21 protein-coding genes and 1 pseudogene are annotated in these 20,327 nt (G+C 66.0%); 3 read left to right on the forward strand and 19 right to left on the reverse strand.

The window, feature by feature from the left end; all coding sequences use genetic code 11:
- The first annotated feature begins 20 nt into the window (after positions 1–20).
- Complete coding sequence (locus H9L06_RS10565) at positions 21–404, forward strand: hypothetical protein (protein WP_187555125.1); 384 nt, start codon at positions 21–23, stop codon at positions 402–404.
- A gap of 80 nt (positions 405–484) precedes the next feature.
- Here the strand turns inward: H9L06_RS10565 and H9L06_RS10570 are convergent, their stop codons facing one another.
- On the reverse strand, positions 485–1,009 hold the full coding sequence (locus tag H9L06_RS10570) for a GNAT family N-acetyltransferase (protein WP_187555126.1): 525 nt from the start codon (positions 1,007–1,009) through the stop codon (positions 485–487).
- The gene (locus H9L06_RS10575; RefSeq protein ID WP_091182437.1) at positions 1,009–1,350 is read right to left on the reverse strand and encodes an ArsR/SmtB family transcription factor; all 342 of its coding nucleotides are present in this window, start codon (positions 1,348–1,350) and stop codon (positions 1,009–1,011) included. The genes H9L06_RS10570 and H9L06_RS10575 overlap by 1 nt, the downstream gene beginning before the upstream one ends.
- An 81-nt stretch (positions 1,351–1,431) precedes the next feature.
- Here H9L06_RS10575 and H9L06_RS10580 point away from each other — a divergent pair, with 81 nt between their 5' ends.
- A complete protein-coding gene (locus H9L06_RS10580) occupies positions 1,432–2,766 on the forward strand; it encodes an NAD(P)-binding domain-containing protein (RefSeq protein WP_187556487.1) in 1,335 nt (444 codons plus the stop codon).
- A 64-nt stretch (positions 2,767–2,830) separates the two neighbouring features.
- Here the strand turns inward: H9L06_RS10580 and H9L06_RS10585 are convergent, their stop codons facing one another.
- The 5 genes from H9L06_RS10585 to H9L06_RS10605 form a co-directional block, all read right to left on the reverse strand.
- Entirely contained in the window at positions 2,831–3,238 is a 408-nt protein-coding gene (locus H9L06_RS10585; RefSeq protein WP_187555127.1) for an arsenate reductase ArsC, read from the reverse strand.
- Positions 3,239–3,249: 11 nt separating this feature from the next.
- Positions 3,250–4,260, reverse strand: a complete 1,011-nt coding sequence (locus H9L06_RS10590; protein WP_187555128.1) for a metalloregulator ArsR/SmtB family transcription factor — start codon at positions 4,258–4,260, stop codon at positions 3,250–3,252.
- Complete coding sequence (gene arsB, locus H9L06_RS10595; RefSeq protein ID WP_187555129.1) at positions 4,257–5,345, reverse strand: ACR3 family arsenite efflux transporter; 1,089 nt, start codon at positions 5,343–5,345, stop codon at positions 4,257–4,259. Before arsB ends, H9L06_RS10590 begins: the two co-directional genes overlap by 4 nt.
- On the reverse strand, positions 5,342–5,677 hold the full coding sequence (gene trxA, locus H9L06_RS10600) for a thioredoxin (RefSeq protein WP_187555130.1): 336 nt from the start codon (positions 5,675–5,677) through the stop codon (positions 5,342–5,344). Before trxA ends, arsB begins: the two co-directional genes overlap by 4 nt.
- Before the next feature lie 122 nt (positions 5,678–5,799).
- Positions 5,800–6,849, reverse strand: a complete 1,050-nt coding sequence (locus H9L06_RS10605) for a PDDEXK family nuclease (RefSeq protein WP_187555131.1) — start codon at positions 6,847–6,849, stop codon at positions 5,800–5,802.
- Between the two features lie 486 nt (positions 6,850–7,335).
- On the opposite strand from H9L06_RS10605, the gene H9L06_RS10610 reads away from it, so the two are divergent.
- Complete coding sequence (locus H9L06_RS10610) at positions 7,336–8,238, forward strand: hypothetical protein (RefSeq protein ID WP_187555132.1); 903 nt, start codon at positions 7,336–7,338, stop codon at positions 8,236–8,238.
- On the opposite strand, the gene H9L06_RS10615 is transcribed toward H9L06_RS10610, so the two are convergent.
- The 12 genes and pseudogenes from H9L06_RS10615 to H9L06_RS10670 all read right to left on the reverse strand — a co-directional run bounded on the left by H9L06_RS10615 (position 8,235) and on the right by H9L06_RS10670 (position 20,245).
- Positions 8,235–9,668, reverse strand: coding sequence for a CoA transferase (locus H9L06_RS10615; protein WP_187555133.1), 1,434 nt, complete (start codon positions 9,666–9,668; stop codon positions 8,235–8,237). The two genes, H9L06_RS10610 and H9L06_RS10615, sit on opposite strands and share 4 nt — an antisense overlap.
- A 155-nt stretch (positions 9,669–9,823) precedes the next feature.
- A pseudogene (locus H9L06_RS10620) lies at positions 9,824–10,192 on the reverse strand (YdeI/OmpD-associated family protein); the annotation flags it as partial.
- Positions 10,193–10,225: 33 nt separating this feature from the next.
- On the reverse strand, positions 10,226–11,023 hold the full coding sequence (locus H9L06_RS10625) for a class II glutamine amidotransferase (RefSeq protein ID WP_187555134.1): 798 nt from the start codon (positions 11,021–11,023) through the stop codon (positions 10,226–10,228).
- A gap of 140 nt (positions 11,024–11,163) precedes the next feature.
- Complete coding sequence (locus H9L06_RS10630; protein WP_187555135.1) at positions 11,164–12,657, reverse strand: MmgE/PrpD family protein; 1,494 nt, start codon at positions 12,655–12,657, stop codon at positions 11,164–11,166.
- On the reverse strand, positions 12,654–14,309 hold the full coding sequence (locus H9L06_RS10635; protein WP_187555136.1) for a dipeptide ABC transporter ATP-binding protein: 1,656 nt from the start codon (positions 14,307–14,309) through the stop codon (positions 12,654–12,656). Before H9L06_RS10635 ends, H9L06_RS10630 begins: the two co-directional genes overlap by 4 nt.
- Positions 14,306–15,196, reverse strand: coding sequence for an ABC transporter permease (locus H9L06_RS10640; protein WP_187555137.1), 891 nt, complete (start codon positions 15,194–15,196; stop codon positions 14,306–14,308). Before H9L06_RS10640 ends, H9L06_RS10635 begins: the two co-directional genes overlap by 4 nt.
- Complete coding sequence (locus H9L06_RS10645; protein ID WP_187555138.1) at positions 15,193–16,146, reverse strand: ABC transporter permease; 954 nt, start codon at positions 16,144–16,146, stop codon at positions 15,193–15,195. Before H9L06_RS10645 ends, H9L06_RS10640 begins: the two co-directional genes overlap by 4 nt.
- Positions 16,143–17,789 (reverse strand): ABC transporter substrate-binding protein, encoded by a 1,647-nt coding sequence (locus tag H9L06_RS10650; protein WP_187555139.1) that lies wholly within the window; start codon positions 17,787–17,789, stop codon positions 16,143–16,145. Before H9L06_RS10650 ends, H9L06_RS10645 begins: the two co-directional genes overlap by 4 nt.
- 29 nt (positions 17,790–17,818) lie before the next feature.
- On the reverse strand, positions 17,819–18,445 hold the full coding sequence (locus tag H9L06_RS10655; protein ID WP_187555140.1) for a short chain dehydrogenase: 627 nt from the start codon (positions 18,443–18,445) through the stop codon (positions 17,819–17,821).
- Positions 18,442–18,966, reverse strand: coding sequence for a nuclear transport factor 2 family protein (locus H9L06_RS10660; protein WP_187555141.1), 525 nt, complete (start codon positions 18,964–18,966; stop codon positions 18,442–18,444). The genes H9L06_RS10655 and H9L06_RS10660 overlap by 4 nt, the downstream gene beginning before the upstream one ends.
- A gap of 20 nt (positions 18,967–18,986) precedes the next feature.
- Entirely contained in the window at positions 18,987–19,547 is a 561-nt protein-coding gene (locus H9L06_RS10665) for a nuclear transport factor 2 family protein (RefSeq protein ID WP_187555142.1), read from the reverse strand.
- On the reverse strand, positions 19,547–20,245 hold the full coding sequence (locus tag H9L06_RS10670; protein WP_187555143.1) for an NAD(P)-dependent oxidoreductase: 699 nt from the start codon (positions 20,243–20,245) through the stop codon (positions 19,547–19,549). Before H9L06_RS10670 ends, H9L06_RS10665 begins: the two co-directional genes overlap by 1 nt.
- Between the last annotated feature and the right edge of the window lie 82 nt (positions 20,246–20,327).

Here is a 20,327-nt window from a genome sequence, read left to right on the forward strand (position 1 = left end):
CGCGGAGAGGAGCTTCGGCAGTGATTGACCGGATCTACTGCGAGGACCAGACTCACTGGTCTGACGCGGACTACTACGCGCTCTGGCGGTACTTCGACCGCCTGGCCGAGTACTTGGGCCCGACGCAGGCGCAAGCCCAGCTCCCCGAGCGCCGATCGGCTCGCATTCAGGCCCGCAAGACCGGCGTCCGCGACGATGAGTTCGCCACGATCGACCTGGCCCGCATGCCTGCAGAGAGCCAGAGGTTGCTCAGGGCGGTGCTCGTCTCGCAGCAGCGTTACGACCTGGTGCTCGAGAAGTTCCCGAATCTCGCGGCCCTGGCCCAGGCTGTCCCGGAGGCAGAGCCCAGAGGCTTCAGCCAGTACCCGCCTGCTGTGCAGGAACTATTGACGCCCCGCGATTGACCCCGTGGAGCGCTTAGAGACGTCCCGGGCCGAGGCTCCGGCCACGCGGTCCAGCGACTTGCTGCCGGCCAGCGCCGGCCTTACCAAGCCTCAGATCCGTCCTGGCCCGAGCGCCGTTCGAGCAGGATGGTGTCGCGCCACTGGCCCGCGAGCGGGCCGTGCTCCATGAGCGCTATTCGCTCGCGCCGGCCGACCTGGCGGAACCCCGCTCGCTCGTGGAGGCGGAGGCTGGTCGTGTTCTCGGGGAAGACCGACGACTGGATGGTCCAGACGCCCGAGCGCTCAGCGGCGCTGATCAGCCCCTCCAGCAGGAGACGCCCGACGCCTCTGCCCGACGACTGCGGCGCGACATAGACGGAGTGCTCGACCACGCCGCGGTACACGGCGCGGGCGGAGATGGGGCCCGCGGCCGCCCAGCCGACGACCGTCGGTCCGTCCGCCGCGACGAGCATGAGACCAGGATGCTTGCCCGCTACGAACCTGCCCCAGGAGGACGGCGGCTCGGCTTCGAACGTCGCGTGACCGGTCTCGATCCCGGCGCGGTAGATCTTCTCGACCTCGGGCCAGTCCGCCTCGGCCATCGGCCGGAGCCCGATCGCTCCCATCAGCCCAGCAGTGCCTTCGCCGCGTCGGCGAGCGTGCCGGTGGTTGGCTGGTAGTAGGCCCATTTCCCGCGCTGCTCGCGGGTGACGAGGCCCGCCTCGACGAGCAGCTTCATGTGGTGGGAGACCGTCGGCTGCGACAGGCCCACGGGGTCCGTGAGGTCGCAGACGCACATCTCGCCGGCGCTGCTCCCGACGATCATGGAGAGCAGCTTCACCCGCGTCGGGTCGCCGAGCGCCTTGAAGACCTTCGCGAGGTCGTGGGCGGTGCCGTCGTCCATCGCCTGGCCGGGGGCGCAGCAGGAGCCTGCGCTGGTGTCAATGGTGACGGGCAGTGCGTTCATGGCTCCATTCTGCCCGACGTATTGACATCTGTCGATATGAGCGTCAAGATCGTCTTGTCTCACATCGAAGAACGTCAATGCATGGAGGTCGCAGTGAACCCTGTCGTCGTCATCGGGGCCGGTCCGCAGGGACTGGCCGCCGCAGCCCATCTGATCGAGCGGGGGCTCGAACCGCTCGTCCTGGAGTCCGGCGACACGGCTGCCTCCGCGGTAGCCGAGTGGGGCCACGTGCGCCTGTTCTCGCCGTGGACGGAGCTCACCGACCCCGCGTCGCGACGCCTGCTGGAACCGACCGGATGGTCGGCCCCGACGCAGGGCTACCCGACCGGCGCGCAGTGGATCGAGCAGTACCTCGCACCCCTCAGCAATGTGCTCGGCGACCGCGTGCGCTACGGGACGCGGGTCGTCGGCCTCGGCCGCAAGGGCCGCGACCTCTCCGTCGACGCCGGCCGTGCCGAGCAGCCCTTCATCGTCCACGTCGAGCGCGCGGACGGCTCCGAGGAGCGGATCGAAGCCCGCGCCGTGATCGATGCCTCGGGCACCTGGCGGACGCCGAGCCCTGCCGGGGCTGACGGGCTTCCTGCCCTCGGTGAGAGCGCAGCGGTCGATGCGGGGCTCTTGAACCACCGCATGCCCACGATCGAGGACGCGACTGCTCTGGCCGGCCAGCACGTCGTGGTCGTCGGCAACGGGCACTCCGCGGCGACGACGATCGGCACGCTCTCCCGCGTGGCCAAGCGCGAGCCGGGGACGCGGATCACCTGGGTGCTGCGCCGCGGCGCGGTCGGCAACACCTTCGGCGGCGGCAGCGCCGACGAACTGCCCGAGCGCGGGGCTCTGGGCCAGCGGGCGAAGAAGGCCGTCGAGGACGGCCTCGTCGATCTCGTCACCGGGTTCCGCACCGAGCAGGTCGTCGTCGACGGCGGCCAGGCGGTGCTCGTCGCAGAGGACGGCCGCCGCCTCGAGCCTGCCGCTCGGGTCTTCGTCGCCACCGGCTTCCGTCCTGACCTCTCCTTCGTCTCAGAGATCCGTCTCGACCTCGACATGCGCCTGCAGGCACCGTCGAAGATCGCTGCGGAGGTCGACCCGAACCTGCACTCCTGCGGCTCCGTCCGGGCCACCGGCGCGGCCGACCTCGAGCAGCCCGAGCCGGGGTTCTACATCGTGGGCGCGAAGTCCTACGGCCGAGCGCCGACCTTCCTCGCCCTGACCGGGTTCGAGCAGGTGCGCAGCGTCGTCGCAGCCATCGCCGGGGACCGCGAAGCCGCCGAGCGCGTGGACCTCGCCCTCCCGGACACCGGCGTGTGCGGCGGCTCCGGCCTCTTCGACGCGCCGGACGAGCAGTCCGCAGCCGGGTCCTGCTGCGCCTCTGCTCCGCAGCTCATCCAGCTCGGCACGGCACCAGCTGGCCGCTGAGTCGCGGACACCAGGAAGGGGCAGGAACCAGACGGTTCCTGCCCCTTCTCACGTGCGGTGCCGCTCAGCCCAGGAGCTCCGCCAGCAGCGTTTCGACGCGGGCCTTGATGTCGTCCCGGATCGGACGCACCGCCTCGATGCCCTGACCGGCCGGGTCCTCGAGCTTCCAGTCCTCGTACCGCTTGCCGGGGAAGAACGGGCACGCGTCGCCGCAGCCCATGGTGATCACGACGTCGGAGTCCTGCACCGCTTCGGTGGTGAGCACCTTGGGCTGCTCGGCGGTGATGTCGATGCCCTCCTCGCGCATTGCCTCGACGGCGACCGGGTTGATCTGGTCGGCGGGCATGGATCCGGCCGAGCGGACCTCGACGCGGTCGCCTGCGAGCTCGCGGAGATAGCCGGCGGCCATCTGGGAGCGGCCGGCGTTGTGGACGCAGACGAACAGGACGGAGGGCTTCGGGGTTTCGGTCATGACGGGCTCCTTCAGGCTTTGCTGGTGAGAGTGGCGAGGAGGCCGCGGACACGGTCCTCGATGTCGTGGCGGATCGCCTCGACACCTTCCGGGGAGGCCAGGGCCGGGTCGCCGACGGCCCAGTCCTCGTAGTGGACGCCGGGGATGATCGGGCAGACGTCGCCGCAGCCCATCGTGACCACCACGTCGGCCGCGCGCACGGCGTCATCGGTGAGCGGCTTCGGGAACGCCGTCTCGGCCTCCAGTGCGCCCTCGATCTCGGTGAGCAGCGAGCGCACGTGCGGGTGCACATCCGACGCCGGGGCGGAACCGGCGGAGCGGGCGATCACGCGGCCGTCGGCGAGCTGGTTGACGATCGCGGCGGCGAGCTGGGAGCGGCCCGCGTTCTGCACGCACACGAACAGCACCTGCGGCACCCCGGTCTCATGGTCGCGGGTCATGTCGGCGAGGCGCTGCCGGGCGAACCGCTCGGTCAGCGGGATCATGTGCGCCGTCAGCTTGGCCGAGCGCACCAGGCCGGCGTAGGACTCGCGCACGATCGCGATCACGAGGTCCCGGTTCAACCCGGTCAGCTCGTCCGCGAGCTCTTCGGCGAGACGGGTCACGCGGGCGTCCATCTGCCGCAGGGCCTCGGTCCGTGCTGCGGTGTCTTCGGGTTCGTCGGTGACGGCGGCGGCGGGAGCGAACGCGTCGAGGAGGGCCGCGACGGCGCGCTGCTTGCCCGGGGCGATGCGGTAGTACACCCAGGTGCCGCGCCGCTCGGACAGCAGCATTCCGGTCTCCTTCAGCACCTTCAGGTGGTGCGAAACGGTCGGCTGCGACACCTCGGCGAGGTCGGCGAGGTCGCACACGCAGGACTCGCCGCGCGGGTCGGTCGCGATCGCGGAGAGCATCCGCAGCCGCAGCGGGTCAGCGAGCGCTTTCAGTGCCCCGGCCACGGTCGTGGCGGCCTCGGTGCCGATCGCGTGCGCCGTGGACGGTGCGCACGTGTCGGCGTCGGAGATGACGGTCGTGTCGGTCATGACGTCCTCGATTCGGTGGCGTAGGGGTCGGTGTGGAACCAGGCCTTCGCGGCCCAGAGCGAGACGTAGACCAGGCCCACGAGCACGGGCACTTCGATGAGCGGGCCGACGACCCCGGCCAAGGCCTGGCCGGATGCCGCGCCGAAGGTGCCGATCGCGACCGCGATGGCGAGCTCGAAGTTGTTGCCCGCTGCGGTGAACGCGAGCGTCGTGGAGCGCGCGTAGCCCAGGCCGAGGGCTTTGCCGAGCAGGATCCCGGCGAACCACATCAGCGCGAAGTAGACCAGCAGCGGCAGCGCGATGCGGGCGACGTCCATCGGGTGGGAGGTGACCTGTTCGCCCTGCAGGGCGAACAGCAGCACGATCGTGAACAGCAACCCGTAGAGCGCCCACGGCCCGATCCTCGGGAGGAACTTCTCCTCGTACCAGTCGCGCCCCTTGCGCTTCTCGCCGATGAACCGGGACGCGAAGCCCGCGACGAGCGGGACGCCGAGGAACACGAGCACGTTCAAGGCGATCTGCCAGACCGAGACCTCCAGGCCCTGCGCGTCCAGGCCCAGCCAGCCCGGCAGCACGGTCAGGTAGAACCAGCCCAGCACCGAGAACATCACGACCTGGAACACGGAGTTGATCGCGACCAGTACCGCGGTCGCCTCGCGGTCGCCGCAGGCGAGGTCGTTCCAGATCACGACCATCGCGATGCAGCGGGCGAGTCCGACGATGATCAGTCCGGTCCGGTACTCGGGCAGGTCCGGCAGGAAGATCCAGGCGAGAGCGAACATCACCGCGGGCCCCACGAGCCAGTTCAGCACCAGCGAGGAGACCAGGAGCTTCTTGTCACCCGTGACGGCGGCGACCTTGTCGTAGCGGACCTTCGCGAGCACTGGGTACATCATCACCAGCAGGCCCAGCCCGATCGGGATCGAGATCCCGCCGACCTCCATCGCCGAGAGCGCGTCCGAGAGCGCGGGCACGAAGCGGCCGAGCAGGAGGCCCGCGACCATCGCGAGGCCGATCCACAACGGCAGCCACTTGTCGAGTGTAGAGAGCCGTTTCGGAGCGGTCCGGGTCAGGGTGTCGGTCATGCGAGCAGCTCCTCGATCTTCGCGATGTAGACGGGTTTCGGGTGCGCGCCGATCAGCACGTCCACGCGTTCCCCGTCCCGGTAGAAGCCGAGGGTCGGGATCGAGGTCACGCCGGCCGCGGTCACGGTCTCCTGGTTCTGGTCGGCGTCGACCTTCACGACCTTCACCCGGCCCGCGTACTCGCCGGCGAGCTGGTCCAGTATCGGGGCGATCGCCCTGCACGGGCCGCACCAGGTCGCCCAGATGTCGACCACGACGGGCAGCTCGGACTCAAGAACCTCCGCCCGGAAGGTCGCGTCGGTGACGGGGACTGGAGAGGCTTGATTCGACATGCTTCTATATTGAAGCTCTTCTATTCAGATCGCAACCTCAAGCCGTACACGTCATCGAATGTTCACTTTCGCGCGGGCACCGAGTACCGCCTCGCAAGCAATCACAAGTCGCCGAGCGATGGTCAGTCGTCGAGGCCGAACTCGTCGGTCACCTGCTCGATGGTGAACTTCTGGCGCAGCTTCGCCGCGGTGTTCTGGTTCGCGAACATTCCGTTCTTCCACACGGCCTGCTCGCGCGGCACCGTCTTGGTCCACTCGACGGGCACGACCCACTCGGCACTGTCGTCCTCATCGTCGCCCTCGTGGCGGTACGTGCCGACGAGCGGGAGGCTCTGCAGCGGGGTCTCGACGCCGTCGACGTCGACCATCGCCGCGTCGAAGCGGCGGGCCTCGCCGATCACGGTCCCGACGCCGACGTAGCCGGCTTTGGGGATGTGCACGAAGACGCGCGCGCCGATCGGCAGGTTCTTCAGGGTCCGCGAGAACCATGCCCCGCCGCCGCCCGAGACGAAGCCGTACTTCTGCCCGTCCGCCCACTGGCGGGTGCCGCTGTCCTCGCCGAACGCGACGTACCAGTCGCTGCCGTTCCATGCCTCGCGGGTCTTCGTCTGCCGGGCGGGCGCAGCGCCGGGAGCCTGCTGGCCCTCGTTCTCGACCAGCCAGGTCCGGGCGAGGTACTTCGCCCCGTTGTCCTCGAAGTGGCGGAAGAAGACGACGTTGATCGGCACGGCGAAACCCTCGTTGAGGAACCGCACGATGCGCTCGGTGGCCGCATCGACGCTCGCGGCGACGATAGTGAACGTCTGCGTGCTGTTGACCTCCTCGAGCGCGACCCCGGGCTTGTACGCCTCGAAGATGGCTTGGATCTGCGTGCGGCCGAGCCCCGCGACCCAGGATCCGTAGTCCAGCGCCTGCGCGGTGACGTCGCGCGGAGTCTTGTCGCGCTTGAGCTCGATGACGTGCACTGCGGCGGTCTCGTCGAGCGCGAGCAGGTCGATGAACCCGCCGAAAGCCGTGGGGACCTGGCGGCCGATGATCAACAGCGTCTCGCCGAGCATCGACGGGTCGGACTCGATGTACGTCTCGAGCTGCGACTCGAGTCCGATCGAGGTCGGGACGATGCGGCTGAGCCGGCCGCCGTCCGCGCGCCACAGGCCCATTTCAACTGCCATTGCTATTTCACCCTCCACCACCGTGAGGCGTCCGGTCGCCTGGCAATGAGCCTATCGAGAAGTGCTCTGCGAGCGAGCGAGTCGGCTGTACATCCGATGCCGGGCTGAGCTCTAATTGTGAGGAGGCATAGTCAATTCATAATTTGCCTGACAAGCCGCGCTCAGGCTTCGCTTCTGCACAGCAAAAGCCTCGCGCACAACTACAACTGAACAGAGTGATTCGAGTTGAAAGAGCTCACCAAATCCGGCGCGCGATTGCACCGGGCTTCATCAAGATCGAGCACACGGCTGCTCGGACTCCTCGCAAGTGGCCTCGCCCTGAGCGTCTTCGCGACCCAGCTCACCCCGATCGCATCGCTCGCTGCTCCGGCTGAGCCAACTGCTGCGACGGCCGAGAATGCGACAAGCGAGTCCAGTCCGACTTCGCTGTCTGAAGAGTCCTCAACTGCTTTGCCGACTCCGGCACCAGAAGAGACAATGGACCTAATGAGCGGCTCGGCAACCGTCGCCGAACCAGCTCTCAGCTCCGATGACCCGGCGACGCCCCTCAGCGGTGAGGTGATTGTCCCGACGCTTCCGGGTGGAGGCTCTGTGTTCAGCACCGGCGGGACGCGGGAGCTCCGTTACAGCGAACTCGTCAGCTTCTCCGACCTGCCCGAGGACGAACGGACCTGTCCATCGCTGCCCCCTGCGTTCATCCTGGCCACCGACGCGGACGGCACCTCTTCGTGGGCTGATCTCCCGGCGCTGCCTGAAGGCACCGATGCCTTCGGCAACAACACGTTCCGGATGACGCTCGACGAGACGGGCATGCGGTACCCCGGCGGCGAGCTCACGCTCACCTACTTCGGCAAGGCCGCCAACGGTATCGGCTGCAACATCATGTCCGACCCCTCAAACCCGAACGACACCGACGCACTCGTCTCCTACAAGACCACCACGCTGAGCGTCGAGTGGTCCACGCCCGAGATCAAGAAGGCCCGCACCACTTTCAACGCCAACGGCGAGCCGGAGATCCTCATCGAGGTCGACCCGGCCTGGAGCGACTTCGACAAGTCCGTGCCCTACGGCGGCGTCGCTGCCTTCCTCCTCAAGGACTACGGCACTGACCGCCAGAAGGTCTCCGAGGTCGACAACACCTGCGGCTCAGAGGATGTCCCGGTTGATCCCGATCGAACGGGACTCGCCTGCTTCTTCTCCGGCTCGTACCCGGACGCGGGGGACGCCATCGGCGTCGCCGCGATGCCGGACGACGTGGACACCGGGAGCGTCGCCCAGTGGCCTCCTGCCGAGGCGATCTCGTCGAGGGCCGTCCACAGCGTGAAGGTCCTCGGCAAGCACCTAGTTGTGCGTCGATCCCGCACGCACGGCAACAAGCCGCCTCATTAGTGAGCGATCCAGCGCGGTTCGTCGGTGCCCCATTCGTGGAGAGGGGAGCGGTAGTTGGTGGGTGCTCCGGGGTAGTCGAGGAGGGGCGGGGCGCACGTGACCAAATGAGTATCGCGGGTCGGAGAGTTGACTGGCACCTGCACAGTCGGGAGGTCTTGGGGCGCAGGCTGATCCACCCAATTGTCGGCGAGGCCTGCGGCGAGCAGTTCGCCCGCAATTTTGGCGAGGCTCATTTGGATGTCGTACGATCCACCCCCTGTGCGCTGGCGCCGCAGCGCCGTCGCAATTGCGGCAACGAGTAAGTGGCCCGCCGAGTGGTCGAGCGCCTGCACTGGCAGTGCGCCGGGGGTCTCGCCGCCGTCCTTGCTCTCGAGCACCGCGATGCCGCTCGCCGCCTGCACGAGGCTGTCGAATCCGCGCCGGTCGCCCCACGTGCCGCGCGTTCCCCAGGCTGAGAGCTGCGCCACGATGATGCCGGGAAACTGCCGGTGCAGGGTCTCGAAGTCGAGTCCGTATTTGGCGAGTGCGGTAGGGCGATAGCCGTGCACGACGACGTCGGCCCCTGCGAGCAGCTGTTGCAGCATTGCGAAGTCAGCAGGGTCGTCGAAGTCGAGCAGGGTGGATCGCTTCTCGTGACCCGTATCGAGGTGTTGCCAGGCGGGCTCGGGCAACCTCGGGGAATCTATGCGCAACACGTCGGCGCCCACGATGGCGAGATCTCGCGTTGCCACCGGGCCCGCGATTACGCGCGTCAGGTCGAGCACGCGCACGCCGGAGAGCGGGTGTTTGTTGGTGTTATGCCAGGAGCGGGGTGGTGCTTGCCCGCGCGCCTCGAAGTGGATGACCGGACTCTGCTCGAGCGCCGGATACTGAGGGTGGTGCCGCCACTCAGACTGATCTCTCACTGCGATCGCGAGCGCCCCAACTTCTGCCGCTTGCGCTTCGAGAGCGAATCGGGTCCAGTGCAGCATTTTGGCTTCGACTGTTGCGCGATCCGCTTCGGGTGAGAGACCAAGAAGCTTCGCAAGGCGCTCTGCGTGATGCGGGTAGTTGCCGTGCGTGCGCACCCATCCGTCGCTGACCCGCCAGAAGCCAGAGAGCGACGCCCAAATAGTCGGAGTTCTGCCGTCGAATCGGAACAGCTTCTCGCTGCCGAAGGAGGCTTGGAGTCGCGACGCATTCGGCATGATCCGCTGCTCTAACTGCGGGGAGATCTCGCGGTCTTTACTAACTAGGTACATCGCCAGCGACGCGAGGGCGGCGCTGTCGTAGGCAAGTTCTGCGACGCGCAGATTCGATTGCCAGGTGGGAAGCGTAGGTGTTGGATCGAGTTTGCTTAGATCATGCGGTTCGAGGTCGAGTGCGTCGGCAACCTGTGCGCCGACGTGGTGGAGTGGTTTTGATTCGTTCGGTGCGGGCATTCGAGTCATCTTTGACACCTCCGGGTAATTTATGGTCGCAGCATCGAGTGCAAAATGACCAGTGTTAATTAAGCGAAAATGCGTGGCCGAACCCGCTTCAGTGGTCAGTTTGGTGCTTCAGGCGGCGAAACCTTGCACGAAAGTGACCACCGAAAAAGAGGTCAGTACGCCCGATCCCAACGCCCATCGGCTTGGGCCCGTTCAATCTCTGCGAACCCCCGCTCGCGCATCCGGCCCGCTTCGATGAGGCGGGTGACGCGCTCGACGTTTCGTTTCGACCAAGTGGATCGGGCGCGACGCGGCGTGAACAGTTCTACGTAGGTTGCTGCGTCGAGTGATTCTCTGCGCCCGTCGATCCACCCGCTACACAGCGCCTCTTCGAGGGCCTCAGCGTAACTCAACGATGTGGGTGTTGTCGTGCCCTTCTTTGCGAGCGTCAGCCAGACACCGTCGCTGGAGCTTTCGTGTTCGTCGAGCCATGCTCGCCAGCTTGCTGCGTCAGCGACAGTGAGGCGCTCAGTTGAATTATCGATGATGGTGGCTCCCTCCGAGATTCTGTTCTGTGCTCACCCAATCAGGTCGAGGCGCTCGCGCTCGCGGGTCTCGAGGTCGATAATGGCGGCGGCGTCGGTAGCCGCCGCGGTCCACCCCGTGCGCGTGATGCCGCTCGAGATCACCGTGAAGCCCGATGAGTCGTGGCGGTAGTCCATGGCGTAGTACTCGTTGCCGTGGCGTGCCGGAACCGCGTCTGGTGACTCAAACAGCGCGCGCACCTTGTCCTGCGGAGAATCTGCTCGGCTGTTCACGTGGATCGCAAACAGGTGAGTGCTCGTGAGGAGCAGGGCGTTGAGGCTCGCATTTGGGAAGTGGTGCATGAGGATGCGCAACGCCTGCGTCACCCCCTGACGCTCGTCACCAGTCGCTTCAACGCACTGGCGAATGAGCTGAAAATACCGCTCACTATCGGTGGCACCGCGCAACCGGCTCATTGAATCGGCCGTGAGCAGCTCCTCGAGCTGGCTAATCGGTTCGATGTTGCCGTTGTGCGCGAACGCCATGTTGTCGTCGAGAAACGGGTGAGTGTTTTCTTGCGTGATGGCGAGGTTGCCGGTCGCCCAGCGCAGGTGCACGAACCCGGCCTTACTGTGCAACTGGGTTGAGAGCTTAGCGTACTCGGGGTCATTGTCGGCGCGGAGCGGCGATCGTCGCACCTCGATCCGTTTTGTCTCTGGATCTCGCCAGGCCATGCCCCACCCGTCAGAGTGCACGCGAGTGAGTGATGTGAACTCCTCGAAGTCCTCCTCGCCGAGTTCCTTTACGGGCGACGTGCGTTCGTGTGAGACGTATCCGAATAAGCGACACATATCGCTCCCTTCGATCGGGTACTTCCACGATCTCGCGTGTGGGCCGCGAGCGCAACGGTCTGTTTGTGATGCCCTCAGTTAGCTACAGGCGAAGTTTGGGCGTCATACGTACGATTTTTGCCTGAGCGTTCGCCTGGTGCTCAGACTTCGCCTGACGCTTGGTGGGTAGCGAGGTGTGTTGTGAGCAGGGCGCGCAGTTGGGCGAGCGTCTGGTCAGCGGGTGGATCGACGAGCGCATCGATGATCTTTGAAGCTGCTGCGGGCCCTGCGGCTGGAACGAGGAGATCATGCGCCTTACGGAGGCGCGCCTGCTTGTCGAGTGGCCGCTGCGGTGAGCCCAGGGCGTCGCGAATGGTGACGGTGTTGTGTGTGGGATCATCGCCCACGGTGACACGGGCGGGGTAACCGGTGCCAGGATCCGCATCTAAATCGGGGTCGACCTCGAGCCGCACGCGGTCAGTCTGCCGTTGAATTTCTGGATCACCGACGAGTGACTTGAGCGGCACGCGACCGAGGCTGCGCAACCCGTCAACCCCTCTCGCAATGGTCAGGCCGATGAGGAATGGCACCGCGAACTGCGCCTCGCCGAGGTCGACGGGTCGGCGTTCGGTGAGAGCTGCGGCTCCGGCGGGAAGACCGACGAAGATCGGGGAGTCGGTTAGTGGATCAAGCGCGCCAGAATCGAGAAGTTCGAGCGTCGCATCGATCGCTGCGTGTGCCGCACGGCAGCAGGGGTAAGGCTTGAAGTAGCAGCCGGGTGCCAAGAATCCCTCGTCGAGGTTGTACCAGCGTGACTTAGGGGCAGCACCAGCAGGGTCGAAAAGAGTGGGGCCCGCGGGCACAACGGCGCGCTCTTCCTCCGCGCTCGGGGCGAGACCAGATAGCGCAAGTTCCACGGTGCCCACGGCAGTGAGCGCGGCCCAGCCCGTTGATTCGCGCGCGCCACCAGACACGAACGATGCCACGGGTGCGTGCGCGGTCGCGAGGCGGATCGCCGCAGCAATGAGCGCCGTGCGCGAAGTTGGGGGTGCTGGTGCATCGAGCATCTCGTCGGAACCGGTAGCGGCAGAAGCGGCAGCAGCCGCACCGATCGCGGCGGCATAGCCGCTCGTGCGGTAGTCGTGACCGGAAACATCTGGCGACGCGAGGTAGCCCGCACGAATCGCGACCTCGTAGCCGATCACCATTGCTGAGCGCAGCTGCGCGGTGGTAACCGTGTCTGGCGCGGCGGCCAGCAGAGTGCCAACGACGGTTGAACCCGCGTGGATCCCACCCCCTTCAACGTGACCATCGTCGTAATCGAGCGCGTTCGCCGCGGTGCTCAGCACGAGCGCGGCCCACTCGGGTGAGGCAGAGCCGGGAGCAACGAGTAGCGGCGCCGCGCCAAGGTGGCGACCAGCAGCAGCGATCGCTGCGCGCGTCACTCGCGTACCGGCGCCGCCCACGGCCACCGCGACTGTGTCGAGTAGTGCCCAGCGCGACCACTCATCGACGTCGGCAGGTATGCCGTTCGCCATGATTTGCGCAGCAGCGGCGCCGAACCTGGCTGGTCCGGTGGCGGGTCCAAACGAGGGCTCGGGCGTAGATGGGCGGTGTGCACCGCCCACGTCGCCAACGCTGGCAGCGTCGCTCACACCGCTCCGAGCATCGGGCGTGCCGCGAGTAGCGCCTGCGTGTAGGGGTGCTGCGGCGAGCCGTAGACCGCATCGGTCGATCCTGACTCGACAACGACCCCGTCCTTGAGCACGAGCACGTCGTCACACACCTCGGCGATGACCCCGAGGTCGTGCGAGACGAACACGATGCCGAGGTCGCGCTCGCGCTTGAGTCGATCCAACAAATCGAGAATCTGCGCCTGCACGACCACGTCGAGTGCCGACACGGCCTCGTCGCAGAACAGAATCTCTGGTTCGGCGGTGAGCGCGCGGGCGATCGCGATCCGCTGTCGCTGCCCACCCGAGAGCTGCAGCGGGTGCCGTGTGAGCACGGTTGTTGGTAGCGCGACCGCGTCGAGCACCTCGGCGATGCGGCGGTCGCGCTCGCCCGCGGGCACGCGCAGCAGAGCCTCGCCGAGTACCTGGCTCACGTCGAAGCGTGGGTTGAAGGCACTCAGTGGATCCTGCGCGACCAGCTGCAGCCTTGGCCGCCGAACGCGCCGCTTCGCTTCTGGAATGCCAGACCAGGGCTCGCCGTCGAGTGTGACGTTGCCTTGCGCGGGTTCCTGCAATGCGAGGAGCACACGGAGGAGCGTGCTCTTGCCAGACCCGGACTCCCCGACGATACCGAGCGCGCGCCCCTGGTGCACCTCGAGGGAAACGTCGCTGAGCCCGATCTTTGGTTCAGGCACGCCCGGCACGCGGTAAGTGACGTGCAGCCCGGTGGCCGTGAGCGTCGCGGGAGCGGTGGGCGCAGGGTCGACGGCTTGAGGGGAGTCGGCACGCTCGTCGGCGCCGGCCGTGCCGAGCGGATCAGCGGGATCCGCCGAACTCGCGGGCTCCGTCCCGGGTACCGCCGCAATGAGCGACCTCGTGTATTCGTTCTGAGGGTTCTCGAGCACCTCGGCAGGCGTGCCCTGCTCGAGTACCTCGCCGCCGCGCATGACGAGCACGCGATCCGCAATCTCGGCGACGACCGCGAGGTCGTGACTGATGAGCACAACCCCGAGACCCTGCTCGCGCTCCTGGCGCAGCAGATCGATCACCTGCCGCTGCACGGTCACGTCGAGCGCGGTCGTCGGCTCGTCGGCGATGAGAATGCGGGGCTCGCCCGCAACCGCCGTTGCGATGAGCGCGCGCTGACGCTGCCCACCCGAAAGCTGGTGCGCGTGCTGGCGCACGTGCGTGGCGGCGTCAGGCAGCCCCACGCCCTCGAGCGTGGGGATCACCGCAGCCTTGCGTTCCTTACGCCCTAGCTTCTTCCCGCTCGCACGCATCGCTTCCGACACTTCCTGGCCAATGCTTCGCAGTGGATCGAGTGACACAAGCGCGTCCTGCAAGACGAGGCCGACGGTTCCACCGCGCACCGAACGCCAGTCGCGGTTATCGAATGAGAGCGCGTCGCGACCCTCGATTTCGAGAGTGTCGGCATTCACCGTCGCTGAATTGCCGAGCAGACCGAGCAGTGCGCGGCCCACGGTGGTTTTGCCCGAGCCTGATTCGCCTACGAGCGCGACGCACTCGCCGGGGTGCAAATCGAAGGAGATGCCGACCGCCGCGTGCACGGGGCCGTGCGCTGAGGCGTAGTCGACACTGAGGTTGCGAACACTGAGCAGAGGAGGAGTGGTCATGCGGTGAGCCTCCGTTCGAAGCGGCGCTGCAGGTACCGGCCGAGCGCTGTGCACGAGACGATCGTGACGACGATTGCGAGGCCGGGGAAGACGGTGGGCCACCATCCGTACGCGGCGACGCTTCGGCCCTCGGCGAGCAGCGAGCCCCATTCGGGTGCGGGGCGCTCGGGGCCGAGGCCGACGAACGAGATGCCAGAAACGGTGAGGATCGCAGCACCGACCTCGATTGCGGCGAGCAGCAGAACCGACGTGAACACGTTCGGAAGAATGTGTCGCAGCACGATGCGGAACCGCGTCTCGCCAAACGTGACCGCTGCGGTGACGAAGTCGGAGTCGCGAATTGCGAGTGCCTGGCGCCTGATAATCCTGCCAAATGCCGGAATGATCGCGATGCCAACGGCGAGCGCGAGATTGATGGTGCCGCGGCCGAAGAAGGTGGCGAACAGCAGCGCCATGAGGATCGACGGAAACGCCGAAAGCAGGTCGAACAGGCGGCTGAGCACCTCGTCGAGCACGCGACCACCGAGCGCAGCGAGCAATCCGAGCGCACCGCCTACAACAACCGCGAAGATGACCGCGAGCACGCCAATCACGACCGAGTAGCGCGCACCGTAGACGACGCGCGAGTACAGGTCGCGACCCAGCTCGTCGGTGCCAAACCAGTGCTGGGCACTTGGCGGCATGAGTGAAGTCAGTGGATCGGTCGCGTTCGGGTCTCCCGCACCGAGCAACCCTGGCGCGGTGATTGCGATAACGATCACGAGTGCGACGAGGAGCGCCGCCCACACTGTCGCGGGGAGGCCGCCGAGGCCGCGCCGCTCGGGCTTGAAGACCGGGCCACGAGGCTTGCGAGCGCGCCCTCCCTTGAGCTGGGGTGAGGTGGTCATGCGAGTTCCTCCCGATAGCGGGGGTCGATCCAGAGCGCGATGAGATCCACCACTGTCGAAATCACGACGCATGCCGTGGTGATGAGCACAACCACCGCGATGATCACCGGGGTGTCTTGCGACCCGACCGCGCTGAGCGCCACGCGCCCGAGACCCGGCCTGCCGAATACGGTTTCAACGATGACCGCGCCGCCGATGAGCGAGCCGAATAGTGTGCCGGCAACCGTGAGCGTCGAAACGGCCGCGTGCGGCACGAGGTGCACGTTGCGAAGTCTGAACTCGCTGATGCCGCGGCTGCGCGCGCTCACGACGTAGGGGAGGCGAAGTTGCCGGCCGATCTCCTCGCGCATGAACTGTGAGAGCACACCGGCGAGCGGCAGGAGCAGCGTGATCGTCGGCAGCACGAGCGCAGCGGGACCATCAGCGCCCGATGCCGGGAACCAGTTGAGCCCGAACGAAAACCAGATGATGAGGAGCGACCCGGCCCAGAACGTCGGGATGCAGATCGCGAGCAGTTCGGCGATGCCGATGATGCGCTCGGTGCGTGGGGAGCCGCCAGAGGTGGTGACGGCAATGATCCACACCACGACCAGCGCCGTGAGGAGTGAGGCGCCCGCCAACTGCAGTGTCGGGCCCAACTGCGAGAAGACCACGTCAGAGACATCGGCGCGGAGCACAAATGAGCGGCCAAAATCGCCGGTAATTATCTGGCCGAGATACTGAAAATACTGCACGAGGATCGGCTGATCGAGGCCGAGGCTCGAACGCACCTGCTCGCGCAGGCCCGGTTCGTTCGCGTGGATGCCGAGCACGACGTCTTCGACGGAACCCGGCATTGCGCGGATGCCAATGAACGTCACGGTGACGGCCGCCCAGAGTACGACAACGGCCCCTGCGAGACGCCGAAGGGCGCCCCGCAGGAGCACGATGCTCTGAGAGTTTAGGCTCATTCGGTGGCGGCCACCCAGACTCCGTAGTTGCCGTCGGGGTTCGCGCTCGAGTAGTCGAAGCCAAGGCCACCGACCGATGCGCGCGCTGCGATCTGGAAGGTCGACTCAGCAACTGGAACGAAGATCGCTTCGTCCATCACGAGCTCCTGCTGCACGGTGTTCAGTGCAGCGACGCGGTCTTCCTGGGTGAGGGCGTTCGCCGCCTGCGTTGCGGCCTCGATAGCGCCAGTGGGCTTGTAGTCGGTCGCGGCGAAGAAGAAGCCGCCCCAGACGCCAATCACGTTGTTCGCGTAGTCGACCTTGCCGAACGAACCGGGGTATACCGACCAGGTGCCCTCGGCGATCTGTGTCGAAACCTCGGCCCAGGTTGGGGTCGTGAAGTTGACCTCGATGCCAACGTTCTTCGCGGCCTGATCTTGCACGGCCTCGATGAGGGTGTCACGCGAATCGCGGATCGAATCCGAGTCGTAGGTCACGTCGAGTGTGAGGCGCTCGCCGTCTTTCACGCGGTAGCCGTCGCTGTCGCGCTCGGTCCAGCCTGCTGCATCGAGTAGCTCGTTTGCGCCCTCGGGGTCGTTGCCCCACGCCTCGACGAGCGACTCATCGAACTCGGGGCTGTCGCCACCGACGTAGCTGTACGCGCGATCGACCTCGCCGCGGTAGACCGACTCAACGATGGCGTCGACGTCGAAGCTATCGCGGAACGCCTGGCGGAGCGTGACCTCGTCCCACGGCGCATTCGCCGCGTCGGCGTTGATCGTGAAGCCGAACGGCATCGACGTGCGGGGTCCGTTGAGGTACTGCAGCGATGCGTCTGACTCGATGCCAGCGACGTCGAGCGCCGGGATGCCCGAGATCGCGTCGACCTGACCCGACTTCAGCGCACCGATGCGCACCGAATCCTCGGGAATGAACTTGTAGGTGACCTCTTCAAGGTACGCCGCACCGTCGTGATCGAGGCTCTCGGGTGCCGACGTGTAGTCGTCGTTGCGGGTCAGGGTGAGCTGGTCGCCGCGGGTGTAATCACCGAGCACGAACGCTCCAGTGCCTGCGAGGCCCGAGTCGATCGCGCACAGTTCGTCGCCTAATTCGACGCCAACGGGCGAAACAATGCCGAGCGCGACGCTCGAGAGCGAGTCGAGCAGCGACGAGTCGGGCGAAGACAGCTGGATCGTGAGCGACTGGCCGTCAGCAGTAATCTCGCTGACCGAGCCAAGCAAACCAGCGTAGGTCGAACCGTTCGCGGCGTCGCGCGTATAGTCGAGGTTCACCTTCACAGCCACGGCAGTGAGCGGCTCGCCGTCGGTGAACGTCACACCCTCTGCGATGTCGAAGGTGTAGGTCGTGCCGTCTTCAGAAACTTCCCATCCGGTCGCAAGCCACGGGGTGAAGGTGCCATCTTCTTCCTGGTACACGAGCGAGTCGATGTAGTTGCGGATCACCGCGCGGTCTGAAAGCAGCTGGTGAAACGCGGGGGCAAAGCACGACGGCTCCGCGGCAATGGCCCAGGTGAGGGTTCCGCCCTCGACCGGGTCACCTGCGTCTGCCGCTGGCGATCCACTGCCAGATGCGCACCCGGTGAGCACGAGCGCGGCTGCGAGTGTTGCGGTGCCGGTGACTGCGGCGAAAGATCTCTTGGTCATGGTGTTCCTCTTGGATTGTTGGTGGCTGCTTAAAAGCCGACGGTGAACGTTTTGCCGGATTCGATGCCCGCGATCGACCTGAGATAGTGCTCAGCGACGAGGCGCGCAGGAATCGGGGTGTGGCCGGGAAGCGGATTGGGGCCGCCGAGCTTGTCGATCGACTCTTGCAGAATGCTCGGGCTCACGGAGTTGATGCGGCGGTCGAGGTTCAGCTCGGCAGCCATTGCGACAACGAATGCGTCGAGTCCGCCGTTGACCACGGCCGCAGTGATGCCGCCGCGCCAGGGGATGCGCGACATGATGCCCGACACGAGGGTGATCGATCCACCGGGCTTGAGCGTCGCGAGTGACTGGAGCGCAACATCGATCTGCGAGGTGAGCTTGCTCGAGATCGAAGACGTGATGGCACTGAGTTCGAGGTCTGGGAGCTGAGCGAGCTCGAGCTCGCCGACGGTCACCGCCACGGCATCGATCTCTCCGGCGGCAGCGAGCACTTTCGCGATCGAAGCAGAATCGGTGATGTCGATGTGGTGATCCGCGATTCCGGGTGCTTCATTGAAGTCGGCGGTCACAAGTTCGTACCCCGCTTCGGTCAGCACCTCGCGCACCGCCGAACCGACTGTGCCCGTTACGCCGATGAGTAGTACCCGGCTCATGCGAGGCCCCCGTTCTTCAGGTCAACTGTGAACCAGTCGATGCCCGCCCCAGCACTGATGGTCTGCAGCAGCTCTGGCGAGTATTCGACCTCGGACTCGTCGAGATGCTTCTGCGTTACAACGCGGTGCGTGATGCGCCACCCGTCTTCGGTTCGCGACCACGCGTCTGCATAGAGTGACCCGCCGCGCGAGCGCTTGAGCACACCCTCTTGCTCGGTGGTCTGCAGCGTGAGGTGGAACACCTCAGAGACGCTGCGGGCCTCGTCACCGTTCAACTCGATGAGCGTGTTGGTGATAAGGTGCTGGCCCGTAACGCGGGTGCGGTTGAAGTCTTGCAAGAACCCGCGCATCGCTTCTGCGTTGAGTGGCGGAACTGGCAGGCCCTTGAGCTCGATGACCGAGTCGCCTGAAAACACGCGGTCGAAAAGTTGCCATTTGTCCTGATCCTGCGCCTGAGCGTATGCATGAAGCGCGTCTTCGATCTCAGCCCGGTCGGCGAGCTCGGAGAGAGTGAACGTCATAGTTGGGTGCTCCTGAAAGATTAGAGGCCGGCGCTCGCCGGGTTCGTGGCCGCATCTGCAATGAGTGCGATCTGTTCTGGGGTGCGCTCGTTGAGATACTGCTCATCGTTCTTGCGCACGAGCACGCGGTGCGAAATGAGCCACTCGCCATCATGGCGCACGAGGTCATCGACCTGCAGGCCGCCCGAGTACTGCGTACGAACGCGAGTATCGGTCGGGTCGTCTGACGCCCGCTCCGCGTTGACTGCGAGAAACTCAGTCACCGAACGCGCGGTGCCCGGCCCGCTTGCCTCGCCCTCGAGCGTCTCAGTTGGTCCGAACTCGATGAGAGTGTTTGCCAGGTGATGCTGGCCAGACAGTCTGATCGCATCGAACTCACCGCTGAGCAGTTCGATGAAGTGTTCAGCTGTGACGGAGCCCTCGATCCACCCCGGAATCGCAACCGTAGCGCCGGGCGCGAACGCTGAGCGATACAGATCCCACTGGCGCTGATCCACACCCTGCGCGTAGCGGCGCAGTGTGCGGTGGATCGACTCGCGATCTGCGAGCTCGCGAAGGCGCTGATCGGTGTGAGCGCTCATTACTTCGCGAGGTGCCACTTCGCGGCCGAGGGGCCGGTGAGTGGCTCGGAGATCGAAACAAACTTATTGACAAAGATGCCGTCGACAGCCTCGGCGATTGCGAAGCGTGCGAGGTCTGAGACCGGGATCTTCGAGGTGTCGTCGAACTCAACCTGCTCAAACACGCCGAATGGGCGGCCGCCCTGGCCCGGGTAAATCAGTGGGTTGCGGATCACGGTGAAGTCGATCGGTGCGTCACGGTTCGCGTCGATAAACGCCTCCATGTCGTCTTTGTCTTTCACGCGCTTGCCTACCCAGTCGCGCAGCTGCACGACGTAGGGGGAACCGTCGTTGCTCGTGCCCGAGCCGTGCGTGCTCATGAGAACGAGGCGCTTGATGCCGTGCTGGGGGAGGTGCTTGTAGAGGTGCTTCGTGGACTCGTAGCAGACGTTGACCTCGACCGAGTCGTCGATTTCTGCCTTGCTATGGCCAGATTCGGGGCGGCCGAGGCTCGCGATCACCGCATCGTGTCCGGGAACCAGGTTGGCAATGACCTTTTCCTCGGTCGCGTCGCCGACGACCACCGAAAGTCTCTCGTGCGTGACATCGAGCGCCTCTGGGCGTCGTACAAGTGCAGTGACCTCGTGGCCCTGAAAGAGGGCCTGTTTGACGATCTCGCGCCCTGTTGCCCCTGTTGCCCCGAGTACTGCGATGCGCATTGCGCCCCCTCCGCCAGTGTCGCAAGTGGATCGCTCGCGACTTCTGTTACATTTTGTCTCGAAGATAATGAAACCTTACTTG

Origin of the sequence: Leucobacter denitrificans, assembly GCF_014396385.1 — a bacterium.
Taxonomy (GTDB): domain Bacteria; phylum Actinomycetota; class Actinomycetes; order Actinomycetales; family Microbacteriaceae; genus Leucobacter; species Leucobacter denitrificans.

Bases quoted from the DNA above. Each gene is read 5' to 3' on its own strand.
- H9L06_RS10645 (WP_187555138.1), bottom strand. From the start codon at position 16,146: ATGAGCCTAAACTCTCAGAGCATCGTGCTCCTGCGGGGCGCCCTTCGG.
- arsB (WP_187555129.1), bottom strand. From the start codon at position 5,345: ATGACCGACACCCTGACCCGGACCGCTCCGAAACGGCTCTCTACACTC.
- H9L06_RS10590 (WP_187555128.1), bottom strand. From the start codon at position 4,260: ATGACCGACACGACCGTCATCTCCGACGCCGACACGTGCGCACCGTCC.
- H9L06_RS10580 (WP_187556487.1), top strand. From the start codon at position 1,432: ATGGAGGTCGCAGTGAACCCTGTCGTCGTCATCGGGGCCGGTCCGCAG.
- H9L06_RS10570 (WP_187555126.1), bottom strand. From the start codon at position 1,009: ATGGGAGCGATCGGGCTCCGGCCGATGGCCGAGGCGGACTGGCCCGAG.
- trxA (WP_187555130.1), bottom strand. From the start codon at position 5,677: ATGTCGAATCAAGCCTCTCCAGTCCCCGTCACCGACGCGACCTTCCGG.
- H9L06_RS10605 (WP_187555131.1), bottom strand. From the start codon at position 6,849: ATGGCAGTTGAAATGGGCCTGTGGCGCGCGGACGGCGGCCGGCTCAGC.
- H9L06_RS10615 (WP_187555133.1), bottom strand. From the start codon at position 9,668: ATGACTCGAATGCCCGCACCGAACGAATCAAAACCACTCCACCACGTC.
- H9L06_RS10585 (WP_187555127.1), bottom strand. From the start codon at position 3,238: ATGACCGAAACCCCGAAGCCCTCCGTCCTGTTCGTCTGCGTCCACAAC.
- H9L06_RS10635 (WP_187555136.1), bottom strand. From the start codon at position 14,309: ATGACCACTCCTCCTCTGCTCAGTGTTCGCAACCTCAGTGTCGACTAC.
- H9L06_RS10650 (WP_187555139.1), bottom strand. From the start codon at position 17,789: ATGACCAAGAGATCTTTCGCCGCAGTCACCGGCACCGCAACACTCGCA.
- H9L06_RS10665 (WP_187555142.1), bottom strand. From the start codon at position 19,547: ATGAGCGCTCACACCGATCAGCGCCTTCGCGAGCTCGCAGATCGCGAG.
- H9L06_RS10655 (WP_187555140.1), bottom strand. From the start codon at position 18,445: ATGAGCCGGGTACTACTCATCGGCGTAACGGGCACAGTCGGTTCGGCG.
- H9L06_RS10670 (WP_187555143.1), bottom strand. From the start codon at position 20,245: ATGCGCATCGCAGTACTCGGGGCAACAGGGGCAACAGGGCGCGAGATC.
- H9L06_RS10640 (WP_187555137.1), bottom strand. From the start codon at position 15,196: ATGACCACCTCACCCCAGCTCAAGGGAGGGCGCGCTCGCAAGCCTCGT.
- H9L06_RS10660 (WP_187555141.1), bottom strand. From the start codon at position 18,966: ATGACGTTCACTCTCTCCGAGCTCGCCGACCGGGCTGAGATCGAAGAC.
- H9L06_RS10625 (WP_187555134.1), bottom strand. From the start codon at position 11,023: ATGTGTCGCTTATTCGGATACGTCTCACACGAACGCACGTCGCCCGTA.
- H9L06_RS10575 (WP_091182437.1), bottom strand. From the start codon at position 1,350: ATGAACGCACTGCCCGTCACCATTGACACCAGCGCAGGCTCCTGCTGC.
- H9L06_RS10610 (WP_187555132.1), top strand. From the start codon at position 7,336: ATGAGCGGCTCGGCAACCGTCGCCGAACCAGCTCTCAGCTCCGATGAC.